Below are 18,919 nucleotides of genomic sequence, written 5' to 3'. Positions count from 1 at the left end.
CCCCACCGGAGGCGGCGCCCACGGACGCGCCCGCCGGTGAGCCCTCGGTGGCTGGCCCCGCGGCGCCGGCGGCGGACGGCGCCGCGGTGATCGTGCCCATCTCGAAGGAGGTGCCGAGAACGAGGCTCACCCGGCCGGCGGGAACCTCGGCGTCCTGCTGCAGCCGGCTGCCGGGTACCGCGGCCTGGACCGTCCGCGCGGCATCCACCGCACCCGGGTGGTAGCGCACCTGGGTGGTGCGCTGGACGCCGGCGCGCCAGGTTCGTGCTGGCCCGACCTGGAAGCCGGCCCGGTCCAGCGCGGCAGCGGCCGAGGTGGCCAGGCCGCTGACCCCGGCGCCGTTGTAGACGTCGACGGTCACCTTCGCCGGGGTCGCCGTCGGCGACGGGCTCACCGCCGGTGCCGCTGCCCGGCCGGGCCGGCCGCGCAGCGGAGCGAGGAACTTCTCCAGCGCGATGGGCTCGTAGAGCTGCACGGAGCCGAAGCGGGGCAGCTCGCCGAGGGCGTTGCCGCCCTCGGCGGGGGTGGGCGCGTGCACCGGGATCGTCTCGAACCGGATCTGGTCGGCGGACATGCCACGCAGCCGCGTCGCGAGCGCACGCAGATCGTTCATGCTCGTCCCGTCGTCGACGGTGAGCGCCTTCGTCGCGGCGTGCAGCAGGTTCTCCAGCCGCACCGGGTTGGTGAGCACGCCGGACGAGGTCGCCTGCGTGAACACCGCCCCGACGAACTGCTGCTGACGGCGGATGCGATCGAAATCGTTGTCCGGCAGGCCGTGGCGCTGCCGGACGAACGCCAGGGCCTGCTCTCCCGACAGTCGGTTCTCGCCGATCCGGCCACGCCACTGCGACCACGGGTCGTACAGGTTCGACCGGCCCCCGCCGGGCAACGGCTTGACGCACACGGTGACCCCGCCGACGGCGTCGGTCATCTCCTTGAAGCCGGCGAGATCGATGGAGACGTAATGTTCGATCTTGATGTCGGTCAGATTCTCGATCGTCCTGATCAACAGGCTGGGACCGCCGATCGTGATCGCCGAGTTGAGCTTGCCGCGGCCGTGCCCGGGGATGCGCACCAGGGTGTCACGGGGAAACGAGACCATCGTCGTCGTCCCGTCGGCGTCGAGATGGGCCAGCATGGTGGTGTCCGACCGCTCGTCGGTCACCGCGCCCTGGCTCTGGTACTCGCCGCCGGTGCCGGCCCGGCTGTCCGAGCCGACCAGGAGGAAGTTGCGGGTGCCGGAGGCGGCGTCCGCCGGCCGGTCGTCGCCGAGGCCGAGCCGGATGCGGTGGATCTGCGCGCCGAAGTACTCGTAGGCGGTCCAGCCGCCCACCGTGGTCACCAGGATCAGCGCCGAGAGTGCGGCGGCCAGCAGGATCACCACCCGACCCAGCGGTGAGCGCTCCCGCCGGGCGTCGTGAACGATGTGTCCCGCCAACGCGGCCCGGCGAGTCCCCGGGGGGCGACGGACGTGAGCGCGCCGACGAGCCCGCCCGGCACGACCTTCCGCCCGCGGATCGCCCGGTGGACGCGGTGGCGCCTCGGTCACCGTGTCCCCCTCCCAGGCGGCCGGAAATGTCTCTCGGGCAGGGCACCAGGGCCGGCCGGTCAGCGTCCCGGCCAGGCTGGCCGTAGCGAACCCTTCGACTACTCAACGTACCCGTATCGGGTGGCGCGCACCCGTCACCAACCCGATGCCGTAGGAAAGACGGGCCACCTGGGGGGACAGACAACCAGCCATCCCGGCAAAAGGGATCAGTCCAATCCGATAACAGCCGCCACACCTGTTGTTACTTTCGGTCAGTTCAAAAGCGACGCGATAAGGTTTCGGATCATGAAGGCCCTCGTCCTTGCCGGTGGCTCGGGTACGCGGCTGCGGCCGATCACGCACACATCCGCCAAGCAGTTGGTCCCCGTTGCGAACAAACCGGTGCTCTTCTATGGCCTCGAGGCCATCCGGGACGCCGGGATCGTCGACGTCGGGATCATCGTCGGTGAAACGGCCGCCGAGATCGAGGCGGCAGTCGGCGACGGCGCCGCGTTCGGGATCCGCGTGACCTACATCCATCAGGACGCGCCCCTCGGGCTCGCGCACGCGGTGCTCATCGCCCGCGACTTCCTCGCCGACGAACCGTTCGTCATGTACCTCGGGGACAACCTCATCATCGGCGGCATCGCCAGCCTGGTGACGGAGTTCCGGCGAGCCACCCCGGAGGCGCTGATTCTCCTCACGAAGGTGGACAATCCCTCCGCTTTCGGCGTCGCGGAACTTGGCGCGCACGGCCGCATCGTCCGGCTTGTCGAGAAGCCGGTGGTCCCGCCGAGCAATCTCGCGCTCGTCGGCGTCTACATGTTCGGTACCGCCGTGCACGAGGCGGTGCGGTCGATCAAACCGTCGGCCCGCGGTGAGCTGGAGATCACCGAGGCCATCCAGTGGCTGGTCGACGGCGGTTTCGATGTCGCCTCGCACCTGGTCGAGGGCTACTGGAAGGACACCGGCCGGCTGGCCGACATGCTGGAGACCAACCGTCACCTGCTGGAGTCGATCGAGCCGGCGATCCACGGCACAGTGGACGCCGACAGCTCGATCGTGGGCCGGGTCGTGATCGAGGACGGCGCCTCGCTGGTCCGCTCCACCGTGCGCGGGCCGGCCATCATCGGGCGCGGGACCACCCTGGTCGACACCTACGTGGGCCCGTTCACCTCAATCTTCCATTCCTGCACGATCGAACGAACCGAGATCGAGTACTCGATCGTCCTGGAGCGGGCGACCATCCGCGGGATCGGGCGCATCGAGGACTCACTGATCGGCCGGGACGTCGAGGTCGTGCCCTCGGCCGCCCTGCCCAAGGCGCACCGGCTCATGTTGGGCGACCACTCCCGCGTCTCCGTCGCCACGACGGGAACCTGACCGGACCGGCGCCGGGGTGGCTGGGACCTGGGGGGCTGGGGCCGGCTGCCGGCGGGCCTGCACCACGGCGGCGGCGATGGTCCCGGCGAACAGCAACGCCGCCAGCACGAACACGGTGATCGTCACTGCGATCGGGAACGGCGCCCACCGGCCGATCGCCGACACCACATCCACAGTCCGCGCCGGAGTGAACGAGACCCGGCGCGGCAACCAGTAGTAGGAGCAGATCGCGAGCAGCGCCGCGCCCTGCATGAGCAGCGCACCAACCAGCAGGATCAGCGGGGCCAGCCGTTCGCGACCGGGCAGCGCCCGGCGCAGGCCGAGGGCGACCACGACCCCCAGCCCGACCAGACCGAGGTAAAGATAACGGCCCTGCACGGCGATCCCGCGGGTGTACCGCTGGTACTCCGCCCAACTGCGCTGACCGACCTCGAGGTACGCGAACGCGACCGGAAGCAGCAGGACCACCACCCCGGCCGCGAGCGACTGTCGGTCGGTCCGCCCGGCTCGGCGGCGGCCGACGACCGCCAGCACGCTCAGCCCGACGACGGCGACGGTGGCGAGCACGATCGCGATCGGGGAGAGCTGCGGCGGCTCGAACATCCCGAGACCGCCCCAGAACCGCGAGATCATCGTCCGGAAGAAGTACCAGAACCAGGTCAGGAACGAGTCGGGAAGCAGCAGCGGCTCCCGCCGCGGTGGATTGGTCGCCCAGCCGTTTGGCTGGACAGCGTCGTACAGCAGGTAGTTGCGGACCCACCACCAGCCACCGAGTGCGAGACCAAGGCCGACGGCCAGCAGCGCGGGAAGCCACGGCAGGGAGACGATGGCGCGCCACAGCCGACGCCACCCGCGCACGCCGGGCTCCGCCGGGTCGGACGCCCGACGGCGCCGCCATCCCACCAGGTAGGCGGCGACGATCATGACCGGCAGGGTGAGTGCGAACGCCTTGGACAGCAGCGCAAGCCCAAGCCACAGCCCGGCCCACAACGCGGTGCGCCGACGCAGGTCGCCCCGCAGTACCCCGGCCAGGACCACGGTGAGCCCACCGGTGGTGAGCATGAGGATGCCGTCGTTGTTGAAGGTGGCGCCGACCCGGGTGAACCCGGGGATCGCCAACGGCAGGACGGCCGCGGCGAGCGCCAAGGACTCGCCGAGACCGAAGCGGCGGGCGGCGAGCCAGGCCAGCAGCGGCAGCGGCGCGACGACCAGGATGTTCAGCAGCCGCAGCACGAAGACCTGCTGGTCGTAGGCCCAGTCATCGGAGCCGGGCAGGGCGCGCAACACCACCGCCCCGGCGGCGTAGATCAGCGGTGGGTGCTGCACCATCTGGTTGGACAGGCGTCCGTCGTCGACCGGTTTCGGACCGCCGAGGGCGTTGAAGGACCTCCGCTGGTCGCGCGGTGTCGGGTCGATCTCCGCGAACGGCGCGGCCCCGCGCCGCTTCCCCCCGGACTGGAACATGTCCTGGTAGCGACCGCGATCGAAGTCGTCCGAGGTCGCCGCCACCCCGGTGGCGATCATCTTCTCGCCGGGGGCGGGCCAGCCGGCGCCGTGCTGCAGCCCGTAGACCATGTCGACGTGCTGGGCCTCGTCGTAACCCGTCCAGGTGGGGTACACGAAGGCGTAGCTGAGCAACATCGCGAGGTGCACCGCGGTGATGAGCACCAGCAGCAGCGGCCCCCGCCGAGCCCGGCGGGGCAGGCGCCTGCCGTCGCCCACCGTTCCCACCACCGCGGACCCGGTCTCGGGTGCCGCACTCCCGGTCCCGGACGCCGGGGACGGGTGTTCGGGCGGCCGGGACCGGCGTGACGAGCGAGGTTGTGACGGGACGGGGCCGATCTCCAACGGCGTCTGGCCGGCCGCGCCGACGGCCGGCTCGGCGGTGTCGGTGCTCTCGGTGGGCGTCGTCTCCGGCTCATCCATGGTTGACGCAAGGGTAAACGACCCCGCCGACCGGTCCCGACGGCCCCGGACATCGCCGGCCGACCCTCGGCCCGGCGGTCAACCGCTGGTCACCGTGCGCGCGACCCGGGCCAGGTACGACCAAGGAATACGTGCGGCCCCGCGCTCCACCCCCTGACGGGCCCGCTGGTGTTCACCCTGGCAACGTCCCACGCGCCCCAGACGTCTTAACAGATGGAAACGGCACAGACCCCCATCGCCACACGTCATAGCCACAACAGCCAGCACCCACAACACTCGCGTCGCTCGCATCGCCTGCATCACCCACATCACCGGCACCACTCGCGCATCACCTACAACGGCCGCGGTGCGCATTCCGACGGCATCAACGACGAGGACCGCCTGACCGAGGAGGGTCCGCGACCCCGTGAGCCCCCACGCCCGTCCGGCGTTGCCGCCGCCTACCCCGCGCAACCCGCCCGACCTGTGGCACTGGCGCGAGAGAGCACCGGCGCCGGAGCCGCCCGCGGCGCCCCCAAGGCCACGACGGCCAGTACCACCGCGCCCAACACCACCGCGGCCAGTGCCTCCACGCCCTGTGCCTCCACGCCCAGTGCCACCGCGGCCAGCACCACCGGCCGGGCTGTACCGCCCGAGCAGCCCACGCGGACGGCCCGCACGGCAGCGACCTTTGCCGCTGCCGCCCGAGCTCGATCCCCGTCGACCGCGTCGGCACCGTTCGTTCCTGCGTCGGCTGTCGCTCACCGCTACCGGGCTGCTGTCCGCGCTCGTCCTGACGCTGAGCTCGCTGGGCTGGGCCGCCTACCGGCACTTCGACGGTGCCATCACCCGGGTGGACTGGAACATCGACGGTGCCCGGCCGGCAGGCGCGGCCGGCGAGCAGAACATCCTGCTGCTCGGCGACGACAGCCGGGAGGGCACCGGCGGGGAGTATGGCGTCGTCGACGGGGTGCGGTCGGACACGACGATCATCGCTCACTTCGCCAGGGACGGCTCCGCGACCCTGCTGTCCTTCCCCCGCGACATGCTCGTGCCCGTAGTGCCACCCGAGCGGGCCGTGTCCCGAGACGGCCGCGCGAAGCTGACCGAGGTGCTCCAGCTCGCCGACGTGCCCGGGCTCGTCACCACGCTGGAGTCGCTCACCGGCCTGAAGATCGATCACACGATCTCGATCAATCTTGCCGGGTTCCGCACGATGACGGAAGCCGTGGGCGGCGTCACCGTCTGCGTGACGCCGTTGCCCGACGGCAGCACCCGCAACCTCCACGACACGATGTCCGGCTGGAACGGCCACCTCGGGCAGAACCGGCTGAACGGCGAGCAGGCGCTTGCCTTCGTCCGCACCCGCTACGCCCTCGGTGACGAGCGGCTGCGCGTCCTGCGCCAGCAGCAGTTCCTCGCCAAGCTCCTGGTGACGGCGACCGGCGCGGGCGTGCTCACCAACCCGGCGAAGATCACCGCGCTGCTCGGCGCCGTCGGCGGGGCGCTTCGGGTGGACCAGGGACTCGACCAGACCGCGCTGCTCACCCTGGCAAAGCGGGCGAGCGGGCTGAGCGCGGGCGGGGTTCACTTCGTCACGGTCCCCACCCGGGTAGCGCTGCCCACCGACGGTGCCGTCGACGGGATGGGGACGATCCCGCCACACGGCGCCGTGCTGGTCGCCGACCAGGCCGGCCTCGCTCGGGTGCTGGCGCCGCTGCGACCCGCGGGCACCGCCCCGCCGGCCGCGACACCCCCCGACCCCGCCGGGACCACGGTCGGACCCGCCGATGTCAGCGTCGCCGCCGTCCGCAACGCGTCGGGGCGGACAGGGCTCGCCGCCGCCACGGTCGACGCACTGCGGTCGCTCGGATTCACTGGAGCGATGACGACGGCGACGACGACCGGTCAGGAACCGACCGAGATCCACTACCCCCCGGGCCAGCAGACCGCGGCACGCACCCTGGCCGCCCAGCTGCCCGGCGGCCTGCCCGTCGAGGACCCCGCCCGGACGGGGGACGGACTTGTCGTCGTCCTCGGCACCGCCTTCGCCGGCCTGGCGGCGGCCACAGGTCCAGCCACGACCACAGGTGCAGCCACGACCACAGGTCCAGCCACGACGACGGTTCCAGCCAGCACGACAGGTCCAGCCAGCACGACAGGTCCAGCCACGATGACGGGCACCGCGGCGAGGGGCACCGGCGCGGTCGGTGCCGCCACGCCGGTGCCCGCCGACACCTCCTGCACGCCGTGACCAGGGTGCCACCGCGGCTGATATCCGCGGTCCGACTGCTGGGACCGGCGGGCACCGCCGGCCCGCCGGACGGCGACATCGCCGCGAGCATGCGAGGCATCGCCGGACTGCTCGCCCACCGACTCGCCACCGACCCGAGCCGGCCGCTGGTGACCTTCTACGACGACGCGACCGGCGAACGGGTGGAGTTCTCCGCCACCACGCTGGACAACTGGATCGCCAAGACCGCGAACATGCTCGTCGACACCCTCGGACTCGGTGCCGGCGACCGCATCGGGGTCGACCTGCCGACGCACTGGCTGGGCCTGGTCATCCCGCTCGCCGGCTGGTTGGCGGGGCTGGAGGTCGTCCTCACCGACACCGGCGGTACCAGCGAGAACGGCGGTACCAGCGAGAACGGCGGTACCAGCGAGAACGGCGGGATCAGCGCGCTCGCCGTGACCGCCGGCGCGACGCTGCCACCGACGACCCACCTCAGCGCGTTGTTCGTGGCTGAGGACCGGCTCGACGCGACCGCCGACCTGGTGGTCGATGAGACGGTGGCCCTGTCCCTGCGCCCGCTGGGCGGCCGAATGCTGCGGCCCGTTCCCGGCGTGCTGGACTACTCCGCCGAGGTTCCCCCGCACGGCGACCGGTTCGCCCCGCCGCCGCCCGCGCCGGAGCAGGTCGAGTTGCTGCGGGCCGGCTCACGGATCGCCGCGGCCTGGGCCCTGGGGCCCGCGGACCGGGTCCTGTCCACCGCGCCGCCGACGACGGCCGAGGGGCTCCTCGGCGGGCTGCTCGCCCCGCTGGTGGCCGGCGCGTCGATCGTGCTCTGCCGCCGTGTCGATCCCGCGGCGCTCACCCGCCGGATCGAGGCCGAGCGGATCACCGCTGTCGTCGCCGCGCCCGTCGCGGCCGGTACGCCGGGTGCGCCGGGCGCTGAGATTGCCGCCGTCGGCGCGGCCGAGCCGCTCGTGCTCGCGGGCTCAGGCGTGCGGACGCTGCACCTCCCCCGCCTCGGGTGAGGCCCGATCGGGCCGACGTGGCGGCCGACGCCGGAGGGTAGTGACTACTTTCGCCAGCCGGTGGCTCCTGGTGCGCGGCGACGGGGCGCAGGGGATCCACATCGATCCCCTGCGCAGCGGAGGTTCCGATCGTGAGCAGGTCCACCGATCCGCGGATCAGCGTCATCGGTACGGGTTACCTCGGCGCCACTCACGCCGTGTGCATGGCCGAGCTGGGCTTCGACGTCGTCGGCGTCGACATCGACGCCGGCCGGATCCGGCGGTTGTCCGCCGGGGAGGTGCCGTTCTACGAGCCGGGTCTCGAGGCGCTGCTGCGCAAGAACCTCGAGGCCGGCCGGCTCACGTTCACGGGCTCGCTGGCCGAGGCGGTCGAGCGGGCCGAGGTGCACTTTGTCTGCGTCGGCACTCCCCAGCGGCCCGACAGCGGGGCCGCGGACCTGCGCCATGTCGACGCGGCGGTGACCGGTCTGATCACCACCGGGCTCGGCCCGGACGACCTCGTGGTCGGCAAGTCGACGGTGCCCGTGGGCACGGCCACCCGCCTCGCGGCGAAGCTCGCCGCGGGCGCGCCCGGCGCGGAGCTCGCCTGGAACCCCGAGTTCCTACGGGAGGGCTTCGCCGTCGACGACACCCTTCGGCCGGACCGGCTGGTCTTCGGCGTCGCCTCGGAGGGCACCGCGGAGCGGCGGCTGCGGGCGGTCTACGCCCAGATGATCGGCGACGGTGTCCCGGTGGTCGTCACCGACCTCACCACCGCCGAGCTCGTCAAGGTCGCCGCGAACGCCTTCCTCGCGACCAAGATCTCGTTCATCAACGCCATGGCCGAGGTGTGCGAGGCGACCGGCGGAGATGTCGTCGAACTGGCCAGCGCTCTGGCACACGATGCCCGAATCGGGCACCGCTTCCTCCAGGCCGGCATCGGATTCGGGGGTGGCTGCCTACCCAAGGACATCCGGGCGTTCCAGGCCCGCGCCGACGAGCTGGGAGTCGGCCGGGCCCTGACGTTCCTCGGCGAGGTCGACGCTGTCAACGTCCGGGCACGGGCACGGGCGGTGGCACTGGCCCGGGAGGCCCTGGACGACTCGCCGGCGAACCGAATGGTGGGTGTGCTCGGGGCCGCGTTCAAGCCCAACTCCGACGACATCCGCGACTCGCCCGCTCTGGAGGTGGCCGAGGCGCTGCGCCGGGCCGGGGCCCACGTGTCGGTCTACGATCCGGCCGCGGTGGAGAACGCGCGGGTTCGTCACCCGAACCTGTGCTTCGCCGACTCGGTGGTCGGCGCGGTGGCCGGCGCCGAGGTCGTGCTCGTGCTCACCGAGTGGCACGAGTTCCGGGCACTTGATCCGGCGGTGCTGCTACCGCATGTCGCCCGGCCCGTCGTCATCGACGGCCGGGGCGCCCTCGATCCTCATCGGTGGCGGGCGGCCGGCTGGACCTACCGGGCCCTGGGCCGGCCGCGGCGATGACCGTCCCGATGGCCTGGTCCCGGTCGACTCTCTCGTCCCGGCCCACCTTCTCGTCCCGGCCGACCCTCTCGCTCGATCGAGCGCTTCGACCGGTTGATCACGCCGCACCGGTCGGTCAGGCCGGGACCTCGACCAGTCCACCCGTCTCGACCTGGTAGACGAAGCCGCGCACCGAGGTCGTGGCCTGCAGGAACGGCGAGGAGCGCAGGATGCGCAGCGACAGGCGCACGTCGTCCTCCACGTTGGCGAACGCCTGGACCGACCATTCGGGACGCACGCCGGTGTCTCGCTCCAGCTGGTCACGGAAGCCGTCGTCGGTGATCTTCTCCAGGCCGCACGCGGTGTGGTGCAGGAGGATGATCTCCGTGGTGCCGAGCACGTTCTGACTCACCGCGAGGGAGCGCACGACGTCCGTGGTGATGACGCCGCCGGCGTTGCGAAGGATGTGCGCGTCCCCCTCGGTCAGGCCGAGCAGCGACTCGACGTTGATCCGGGCATCCATGCACGCGACGACCGCGACGCCCAGGCGCGGACGCGCGGCTGGGGAGGCGGGCAGCCCGGCCTCCTGTCGCCGGGCCGGGTTACCGGCGGCGTAGGTCAGCAGCAGCTCGGTCACGGTGGCTGTACCGTCCACCGGTCCGGCCGGGCGGACCCGGTCGGCGTGTAGGTCAGCGGCCGCCTCGGCCGGGCTCTGGTGCTCGGTCGACGTCGACATCAGCCGCGCGACCGACTGGTGAAGGAGATCATGGTGGTCCATCCTCCCGGATCGATGGTGACCGTGCTCCCGCGTTGTCAGCTGCCGTGTTGTCAGGATGCCGCCCACCTACCCACCTTGGTCGATGTTCCCCACATTCGGCTAGGTTGCGCCACTCACGTTGCCGGTCGCAGCGGAACGGTCGCATCACTCATCGTAGAGTGGGGAACACCTTCCCGGTGACCCGACCACATCTCGGTAAGATTCACATCACTGTCCGCGGTCGGGATCCCGACCTCGGTCGCGGCGACGATCGCGCCGACAGCCCCATCGGAGGGGGTGGCCCCGAGCCGGGGCGGAGGCAGCCGGTACTCTCTTCGGGTGGTAGGAATCGAACGAGGTCGCGTGTGGTGAGGCACCGGCAGACACGCTCGCCGATGCAGGTACTCATCCACGAGATGGGCAAGTTCGGACTGGTCGGCGGCGTCTGCTACGCCATCGACTTCCTGGTTTCGAACCTCTGTCACACACTCCTTGGAATGGGTCCGCTCAGCGCGAAGACCGTCTCCACAGTGATTGCGGCGACCTTTTCGTACATCGGAAACCGACAGTGGTCTTTCAACCACCGCGCCCGGACCGGTCTGCGCCGCGAGTACACCCTCTTCGTGATCCTGAATACCGTCGGCCTACTGATCGCGCTTGGCTGCCTCGGGTTCGCCCGCTACGTCCTCGACCTGCGAGGCGTGCTCGCCTTCAACCTGTTCGGCAACGTCATCGGTACCGGCCTGGGTACGGTGTTCCGCTTCTGGGCCTACAAGAAGTGGGTGTTCCTGCACCCCGACCACCCCAAGGCCGTCGTGAACACCGGTGCCGACCAGGAGAACCACCGTTCGATCCCGGAGCACGCCGGCCGGATCTGACCTTCGTCCACCGGCGGCATCCGGCCTGCCCTCGGGGCGTGGCCCGAGTCGGCCACCGAGATGATCTCTGTCGCCCGCCGGGTGCGCTGCAAGCGGGACAACCCCGGCTTCGCCCCGGCCCGCCGACTCGCCCCGGGACGGCCCACCGATGGGCGCCCCAATCCGGACCTGTCTCATCGGCACCGACACAAGCCACCCGCGCATCCAGTCGGCCCCCCAAAGGGGTGAGCGTCGCAGGCCGGCCGCCCGGGTGTTGGGCGCGTCTGGTCCCGTCCGGACACCGGGAAGCTCCATCCACTCACGTGCCAACCCGTACTCGAAGTATCCCCGGTGAGTTACGCTCTGCGGGCCCAACCGGTGCTGCGCGTTCGCGGTCATCCACCGCGCGTCACACTTCGACTCCCGGAACGCACGCGGCAGGCGCCGGCCGTCCCGCAGCCGTCGGGAGAATGTGTCGTGACCCAGACCTCGCTTGCGTCGCCGCGCCCGGGCGGCCGGCCTCGCGACGAGAGCCGGGACCATGCGATCCGATCGGCCACACTGGATCTGCTCGCCGAACTCGGTTATGACGGCGTGACGATGGACCGGGTCGCCGCCCGCGCCCGCGCCGGCAAGGCCACGATCTACCGGCGCTGGCCGTCAAAACTGGCGATGGTGATGGACGCGATCAACGCTTTCGCCGAGGAACGCATGCCGACTCCGGACACGGGTTCACTGCGCCTGGACATCATCGAGTTCCTGACCTCCTTTCACGAGGCCATCCGGGGCGGCCGCGGGCGGATCATCGCCGAACTGATCTCGGAGCTACCCCGCAATCCTGACCTGCGTGACGCGCTGCGTGGCGGGCTCTGGACGCAACGCGAGACGAGCTCCCACGCCATCGTCGAGCACGCGATCGCCCGCGGGGAGCTCCGCCCGGACGTCGATCACGCGATACTCATGGAGATCGGCACCGCCATCATCCTGCAGCGCGTGCTCCTCACCGGCGAACTGATCGACCGGGCGTTCCTGGAATCGATCGTGGACGACGTCGTCATCCGATACGCCGCCTGATCCCACCCGCAACGCGCGACGGGCTCCGGCCAGGCATCGCCGGTCCGTCCCCGCCGGCGTGGGCCGGTGTGCAGCAGTCGTGTCGATGAGGCGACCCCTCCATCCTTCCAACAGCAAAGGCCCTACCATCAGCAGCGGGCCCGATCTGGGACACAAGACGCGGTTTATCCGCTCCCGGCTGCGGTGGGCGCGGGCGGAGCGGGGCGACCGGCGACTACAAGGCCGCCCCGGCCCCTGGGCGGGCGGGGACAGGGCGCGGCGGCCGGGGCGCCTTCGCGCGGCGCAGGAGGACCTCATGCAGTCACCGGGCCCAGGCCCCCAGGACCCGGACGCCGAGACCCAGCGGGTACCCGGCACATCGGCCGGTTCCCACCCGGACCCGGCTGGCCCGGGCAGCGTCGGGCCGTACGACGACGCGGAGCAGACTCGTCTGGTCGGCGAGGATGCCGGCAGCCCGCGCCCGGGCCAGGCTGGTGGTTGGCCGGCGGTCGGCCAGCCGCCCGCGAGCCCGGGATTCCCGCCCGCCGCGGCGGGCCGACCGCTCAACGATCCCTACCGCCAGGCGGATCCCCACGCACAGGCAGCTCCCTACGACCAAGCGGCCCCGTACGACCAGGCGGCCCCCTACGACCAAGCGGCCCCCTACGGCCAGGTGGCCCCGTACGACCAGGCAGCTCCCTACGCGCAGGCAGATCCCCGCGGCCATGGGGACTCCTACGGACGTGACGATTCCTACGGCGGCGCGGCCCCCTACGGTCGCGGCGGCGTCTATCGCGGCGAGGACCAGTACGGCGAGGAGGCTCAGACCCGGATCCTTCCCGACGGTGCGGGAAGTGGCTACCCGTCCGGAACGTCCGGCGGGCAGGGCCAGAGCCCGGGTCCGGAGGAGTACCCACCGACCGCCGCCTATCCGCCAGCGGGTGGGTACGGCGCGGCGCCGGGGGCCCGCGATCCAAGCGGTCCGACCGGCGGCGGCTACGGCAGTCCACCCGGCTACCCGCCCACCGGCTACCCGCCACCCAGCGGCTACCCGCAACCGACTGCGGGCTACGACCAGGGCTACCAGCAGCAGGGCGGCTATCAGCAGGGCTACCCGGGGCCCGGCTACCAGCAGCAGGGTTATCAGCAGCAGGGCTACCCGACGGCCGGTGGCTACCAGCAGGGCTACCCACCGGCCGGGGCGTACGGGGCGTACCCGCCGCCAGGCACCGGACCCGCGGGTGGGCCTCGGCCCGGCGGCTCCGGTCGCCGACGGGCGATCATCATCGGCGCGGCCGTCGTCGCCGTACTGCTCCTCATCGTCATCCCGGTCGTGCTGCTCACCGGCGGATCCGACGACGGGAAACCGGCGGCGGCCGCCTCGGTCTCACCCAGCGCCCCGCCGACCACGTCGGCGAGCCCGTCCGCCGCGTCCTCACCAAGTCCGTCAGCGAACCCGTCACCGAGCGCATCCGCGACCCTCACCGCAGCCGAGAACGAGCTGCTCGCCAAGCTCGACTCGTCGGCGATGACCGACTGCAAGCCCAACAGCGATGCGGAGAACGACCACATCCTGGCTGCGCTGTTCTGCGACTCCGACGACGGCAAGGTCGTCGCCGCCTACTCCTACGCGACCGCCGACGACCTCACCAACGACGTCGACACGCGCAAGTCGCTGGTCACCACGCCCGGCACGTGCAAGCAGGGTGGCAGCGAGATCTTCACCTGGAACTTCGACCAGGGAAAGACCGAGGGCACCGCCGTCTGCACGGTCCGGGAGAGCAGCCACTTCATCTTCTGGTCCTACGATGACAAGCTGGTCTCGTTCATGGCGACGGGAACCGACGGCGTCGCTTTGTATGAATGGTGGAGCGGCTTCGACCCGGTACCACAGAGCTGATCCGGCCGGGGACGGATATCCAGCCCAGGCCGCCAGTGCGGGGCGGCCGCGAAGAGGGGGTCCGGAGCATGGCCCATGGCGTGGCGGGTTCGCGGGCCGTCCTGTCACGCCGCAAGCCTGCTGCCACGCGTCCGGGCGGGTGGCGATAGGGCCGCATTTGTTGCGCAGTAGCCCGATACCACCGGTATTCGCAGGGTGCTGCGCCTACTCTGGGGACCGCACCCGTCACCCATCTCGGGAGGAACCGTGCCGAGCCCCGGCTATGGCGACGACGAGACGCCGCGCTCATCCAAGCAGTCGCCACCGGGGTCGCGCCTCGGCGAAAGTCCGGACTCGGGCCCGGACCTCGACGACACCGAACCCACCATGCCTCCCGAGGACCTTCCCCCGGCGGGATTCGGCAGCCGCTTCGGAGCCGACCACGCAGGCGGCGCGGGTCAGCTGGGCGCTGCCACGGATCCGCTGCGGCAAGGCCCCGGGCCCGGGCACGTCTCATGGCCGCCGCCATACGCGGGACCCGGCTCCGCGCTCGGCGGTCCAGCAGCCGACACCACCTCACGCGGGCCGGTCCAACCTCCCGGGCCGCCCATCCCGTCGGCACCGCCCCGCCTCGGTGGCCTGACCGGTCCGGGCGGTCCACCGGGACCGCCGGCCTCCGCGGCACCCACCTGGCCATCGCCGCCGGGACCGCCCGCCGCGCCACCCCGGACCGATCCGGTCCCGCCGGTCGCGCCGGTCACCCTGGGAGGCTTCCCCCCGCCCGGGGCCATCGGCTCGGAGCCGCGCCCGCCCGGGCCGCCGGCCCCCCCAGGCCCGCCCGGTGGGCTGGCCGCACCGCCCGGTCCGCTCTACTACGCTCCGCCGATCAGGGCCGGTTCCATCCCACCCGGAACGGCAGGGGCGCCCGGGGCGTCCACGCTCGACCCCCTGCCGGTCGGCTTTCCCGAGAGCGTCACCTCGCCGGCCGATGCGACCTTCACGGCCCGGACGTTCCCCACCGGCCTCGGATCCGCTCTCGGATCGCCCTCTGGCCCCGGCGGGCCGGGCCCTACCGGCGCCCCGCCAGGGCCTGGTCCCGGCGGCGCGGCCCCGCCCTGGGAGAGTGACGGCGACCTCACCTACCGCCTGACCCCACCCGGCTCGACCTTCCCCGGACGCTCCAACCGGCCGCCCGCCGGCCCCCAGCCCGGGCCCGTCCCCCAGGTGAACGCTCCTGGAGGGAGCACGGGCGGCGACGGCGGCGTGGCCTTCGACGGGCCGTTCGGGACTCGGGGCGGGGCCATCGAACCCGCTGGCTCGGGTCCGGGTTCGGGTCCGGGGACGTCTGGCGCAGCCGGAGCGGTGGCACCGGAAGCGGGCGCGTTCGACGCCTCAGGGACTGCCGGCACCGCCCGCAGTGGCGGCGCCCCGCCGGGCAGCTTTCCCCCGCCCGGGCCGATCAGCGGGTATCCGCCGCCGGCCGGCGGCGGTTTCCCGCCAGTGCCCGACCACCGTCCCACGCCGTTCGGCCCATACCCGGCGGGAGCCGGCGCGAGCGGGTTTCCCGCGGCCGCAGCACCCGGCCGGACTGACGTGTTTCCCCGGCCCGCCGCCCCAGCCCCGGACAGCAATCGTTCGTTGTCCCTGCCCGGTCTGTTGCCCGGACTGCCGCCGCCCGCCGCCGATGGCTTCGAGCCCGCGGCCGGCGGGGCCGGGCAGGATGCGCGCCGGGCCACAGCCGACCGGAACAAGGTGCTGGTCGACCGGCGCCTGTTGATCGGAGGCGGCGGGTTACTGCTGGTCCTGGTGATCATTTTTGGAGTTCTCGCCTTCACCGGGGGCGACGGCGGCAGCGGCGAGCCGGTCGCAGACACTGCGGGGAGTCGCCCCACGGGCGCCGGGACGGCCAACGCCATACCGGGCGCGGCTGGCCAGACCGGCGGCAATCCGCGGGAGGTCCTGCGGTCGCTGCTCAATCCCGCCGTCATGACCGCTTGCACCTCTCCGGCGCGCAGCGACAGCGCCTACGCTGATGCCACCCTCATCTGTAAGGCGCCGTCGGGGATGGAGGTCACCGCCTTCCACTTCCCGAACCGTTCCGCACTGGACCGACAGATCGGTGCCCGGGAAACGTTCTACTTCGACGAGGGAAACTGCGACGATGGGCAGCAGAGCTCAGAACGGTGGAGCTCGCCGGCCGACGCCACCGGTGGCAGCCGCCTCTGCTATTTCTTCGCGAACCGGTTCTACGAATTCTGGACGTACGACGACCACCTGATCGGCTTCTCCGCCGACGATCCGACGGTTGCCCGCATCAACGACTGGTGGCACTCCTTCGACCCGCTGCGCCGCTGACTGACACCGTTCGGGAGGGCGGACCGCATGCAGGATCCCGACGAGAGCTCCTCACCGGAACCGGTCGACGACCCAGGGGTGCCGCCGGTCGAGGGCGCGGATCACCGCGCTCCGGGCACCGGTGGCGGCCGGCGGCGAGCCATTGTGGCCGGCCTCGTCGGCGCGATCGTCGTCGGTGCGGGTGTCGCCGTCGGGCTGCTGGTGAGCGGCGGTTCGGATCACGCCGCGACCGTCCGGCCCGCCCCGAGCGCCGCTGGTTCGAGTCGCGACCGCTCCAGCGGCGGCACGGTCGAGAGCCCGGCGCCGGGCGTGACGCTCGATCCGGCCGACGCCCGGCTGCTGGCCTCGCTACGGCCGTTCGCGGTCACCGACTGCCGGGCCGCCCCCCGCGACGGCAACGGGGTGGCGGCGGCGTTGACCTGCGCACCCGGGGTCGCCACCGAGGCCCCGGCGCCAGCGCGGCTGTCCGTGCTCCAGTACCAGGACGCCGCTGCGCTGCGGGGTGACGTCGAACGTCGGTCGGGCGAGCTCACAGACGCCGGGGACTGCGCCCGGGGCCAGACCAGCGTCGAGCGTTGGGCCCACAGCGCGCGACGCCGCGGCACCTTCCTCTGCACGGCCGGAGCGAGCCGGTTCTCGGTCTATTGGACCGTGGAGGACGAGCTGGTCGGCTTCGCCACCGAGGATCCCGATGCGGGCCGGCTCCTGGCCTGGTGGCGGGAATACGACCCGATCTGAGAAGCCCTGGCTCGATCTGGGGAGCCCTGGTCGCAGGGGCCCTGCCGCCCGGCGAACCCTGCCCCGCGGAACCTGCGGCGAGGTGGAGACTCAGTGGTCGGGGTAGCTCCGCGGCCGATACGGCGCCGAGAGCTCGGCGAGGGTCTCCTGAACCCGCTCTACGTGCGGCATGCACGAGAGAACCACCCGACCGCGCTGACCAGCCGTCTCGACGATCAGACTGCCCGACCCCAGCATGCGATCGATCACGTTCTGCTGCACCGTGGCACCGACCAACCAGGCAAGCGGGATGTCCCGGCCGGCGCGGGTGATCAGGCCCTCCCGGATCACGAGCCGCTGGCTGGTGACGACGTAGTGGGTTGTGAGCTGACGCAGCCAGGGCAGCGCGCCGAGGTACGCGATCGCGCCGAAAGCGAGGAGCAGCACCAGGTACTGGACGGGTTTCTGCAACACACCCCCAGGCGCGAAGAAGACGCCCAACACCGCGAAGACGAGAGCCACCACCGTCCACAGCGCCGGAACGATCAGGCTGACCCAGTGTGGGTGCAGATGCAGGACAACCTCTTCGTCCTGGGTGAGGATGTCGTCGGGGAACGCCACGGTGACGATCGTCGCACCCGGCACCGACAAGTCACACCCGGGTCCGTCAACCGCCGCCACCGGCGGGCGGTCGAGACACCCGCTCCTCGCCGGTCACCGCAGGTGGACCACGTCCCCGGCGCTGTAGGCACGACCGGCCACCACGAGCCGCCCGGCTGGATCGACGTCCGTCGCCCTGCCGGTATCCGCCGAGCCGTCCGGGAGCTCGACGCGGACCTCCCGGCCGATCGTCGCGCACATCGCCAGATAGGCGACGCGGACCGCCTGGGGATCGGCTTCCCAAGCGGCGAGCGCGCCGACGAGCCCGACGAGAATCCGCTCGAGCAGCTCGGTCCGGTCCAGGGCGGCCGGGTCGGCGCCGGCGAGCAACAAGCTCGTGGACCGGTCGGGCAACTCGTCCGGTTCCGCGTTGACGTTGAGCCCGAATCCGATGACCACCGAAGGCGCGGACGCCGGCACCGGAACGACCTCCACCAGGATGCCGGCAAGCTTCCCGCCCTCGACCAGGACGTCGTTGGGCCACTTGAGGACGGCGGGCACTCCGGCGATGGCTCGCACCGTGGAGACCAACGACATCCCGACGACCATCGGCAGCCAGCCGAGCCGGGAAATCGCGATCCGTGGCTGGATGAGCAGGGACACGGTCAGGCCGGCGCCGGGCCGGGACACCCAGGACCGGTCGAGACGCCCACGCCCGGCGGTCTGCCGTTCCGCGGCGAGGGCCAGACCGCGGCCGCGCGGGGCGTCCTCGGGAGCCGGGCTCGCGCGCCACTGCCGCGCGAGCCCGGCCAGAGCCGGATCGCTGGTCTCCCCCCGCGCGATCCGGGCCAGGGCCGCGTTGGTCGAATCGATCTCCCGGATCACGGTCAGGTCCAACCCGACCGCCGCCACGGCGGCCGTCAGCCGCGCGGCGTCGAGGGGACCTCGATTTCCAGCCGGAATCGGTGACCGGCGCAGGGAGGCGTCGGCGGCTGGCACGGCAGGATTCTGGGGCGGCTCCGCGGGAGCGGAGTCCGGCGTCGAGCTCACCCCCGACAGCCTGCCAGAGCGGCCCACCTCGCTCGCGCAGGCGCCAGGCGCGCATCGGCCCCACGATGGTCAGACGATGCGCGACGAAACTCACACAGTTCGACCCGGGCCGGATGGCACGAGTCGGCC

General features: G+C 72.1%; 14 protein-coding genes. 9 read left to right on the top strand and 5 right to left on the bottom strand.

The window, feature by feature from the left end:
• Positions 1-1,549, bottom strand: a 1,549-nt coding sequence (locus tag ND748_RS04260) for an LCP family protein (RefSeq protein ID WP_374215841.1), incomplete at its 3' end; no start/stop codon positions are given.
• A gap of 285 nt (positions 1,550-1,834) precedes the next feature.
• Here ND748_RS04260 and ND748_RS04255 point away from each other — a divergent pair.
• Positions 1,835-2,911 carry a glucose-1-phosphate thymidylyltransferase gene (locus ND748_RS04255; protein ID WP_251744153.1) on the top strand — a complete coding sequence of 359 codons (1,077 nt, stop codon included), beginning with the start codon at positions 1,835-1,837 and terminating at the stop codon, positions 2,909-2,911.
• Here the strand turns inward: ND748_RS04255 and ND748_RS04250 are convergent.
• Positions 2,801-4,552, bottom strand: a complete 1,752-nt coding sequence (locus ND748_RS04250) for a glycosyltransferase family 39 protein (RefSeq protein WP_251744160.1) — start codon at positions 4,550-4,552, stop codon at positions 2,801-2,803. The two genes, ND748_RS04255 and ND748_RS04250, sit on opposite strands and share 111 nt — an antisense overlap.
• Positions 4,553-5,513: 961 nt before the next feature.
• Here ND748_RS04250 and ND748_RS04245 point away from each other — a divergent pair.
• From ND748_RS04245 to ND748_RS04235, 3 genes are all read left to right on the top strand, one after another.
• A complete protein-coding gene (locus ND748_RS04245; RefSeq protein ID WP_374215843.1) occupies positions 5,514-7,070 on the top strand; it encodes an LCP family protein in 1,557 nt (518 codons plus the stop codon).
• Positions 7,067-8,077 carry a TIGR03089 family protein gene (locus tag ND748_RS04240; RefSeq protein ID WP_374215840.1) on the top strand — a complete coding sequence of 337 codons (1,011 nt, stop codon included), beginning with the start codon at positions 7,067-7,069 and terminating at the stop codon, positions 8,075-8,077. Before ND748_RS04245 ends, ND748_RS04240 begins: the two co-directional genes overlap by 4 nt.
• Before the next feature lie 131 nt (positions 8,078-8,208).
• Positions 8,209-9,543, top strand: a complete 1,335-nt coding sequence (locus tag ND748_RS04235) for a UDP-glucose/GDP-mannose dehydrogenase family protein (RefSeq protein WP_251744148.1) — start codon at positions 8,209-8,211, stop codon at positions 9,541-9,543.
• 115 nt (positions 9,544-9,658) lie between these two features.
• Here ND748_RS04235 and ND748_RS04230 read toward each other — a convergent pair whose 3' ends face one another.
• On the bottom strand, positions 9,659-10,300 hold the full coding sequence (locus ND748_RS04230) for a carbonic anhydrase (protein ID WP_251744146.1): 642 nt from the start codon (positions 10,298-10,300) through the stop codon (positions 9,659-9,661).
• Between the two features lie 347 nt (positions 10,301-10,647).
• Here ND748_RS04230 and ND748_RS04225 point away from each other — a divergent pair, with 347 nt between their 5' ends.
• From ND748_RS04225 to ND748_RS04200, 5 genes are all read left to right on the top strand, one after another.
• The gene (locus ND748_RS04225; RefSeq protein WP_374215842.1) at positions 10,648-11,157 is read left to right on the top strand and encodes a GtrA family protein; all 510 of its coding nucleotides are present in this window, start codon (positions 10,648-10,650) and stop codon (positions 11,155-11,157) included.
• 456 nt (positions 11,158-11,613) lie between these two features.
• Positions 11,614-12,210, top strand: coding sequence for a TetR/AcrR family transcriptional regulator (locus ND748_RS04220; RefSeq protein WP_251744144.1), 597 nt, complete (start codon positions 11,614-11,616; stop codon positions 12,208-12,210).
• Between the two features lie 295 nt (positions 12,211-12,505).
• Positions 12,506-14,089 (top strand): hypothetical protein, encoded by a 1,584-nt coding sequence (locus tag ND748_RS04215; RefSeq protein WP_251744142.1) that lies wholly within the window; start codon positions 12,506-12,508, stop codon positions 14,087-14,089.
• Positions 14,090-15,706: 1,617 nt separating this feature from the next.
• Positions 15,707-16,423, top strand: a complete 717-nt coding sequence (locus tag ND748_RS04205) for a hypothetical protein (protein ID WP_251744140.1) — start codon at positions 15,707-15,709, stop codon at positions 16,421-16,423.
• 27 nt (positions 16,424-16,450) lie between these two features.
• Entirely contained in the window at positions 16,451-17,161 is a 711-nt protein-coding gene (locus ND748_RS04200; protein ID WP_251744138.1) for a hypothetical protein, read from the top strand.
• A gap of 90 nt (positions 17,162-17,251) precedes the next feature.
• On the opposite strand, the gene ND748_RS04195 is transcribed toward ND748_RS04200, so the two are convergent.
• Both ND748_RS04195 and ND748_RS04190 read right to left on the bottom strand, forming a co-directional pair.
• Positions 17,252-17,785 (bottom strand): PH domain-containing protein, encoded by a 534-nt coding sequence (locus ND748_RS04195; RefSeq protein WP_251744156.1) that lies wholly within the window; start codon positions 17,783-17,785, stop codon positions 17,252-17,254.
• 69 nt (positions 17,786-17,854) lie between these two features.
• Positions 17,855-18,739: a biotin--[acetyl-CoA-carboxylase] ligase gene (locus tag ND748_RS04190; RefSeq protein ID WP_251744136.1), complete on the bottom strand. Its 885-nt coding sequence runs from the start codon at positions 18,737-18,739 to the stop codon at positions 17,855-17,857.
• Positions 18,740-18,919 lie beyond the last annotated feature (180 nt).

The organism is Frankia sp. AiPs1 (assembly GCF_023716945.1).
GTDB lineage: Bacteria > Actinomycetota > Actinomycetes > Frankiales > Frankiaceae > Frankia.
Note: the sequence above shows the minus strand (reverse complement) of the source record. Positions and strands in the feature narration are given on the sequence as shown.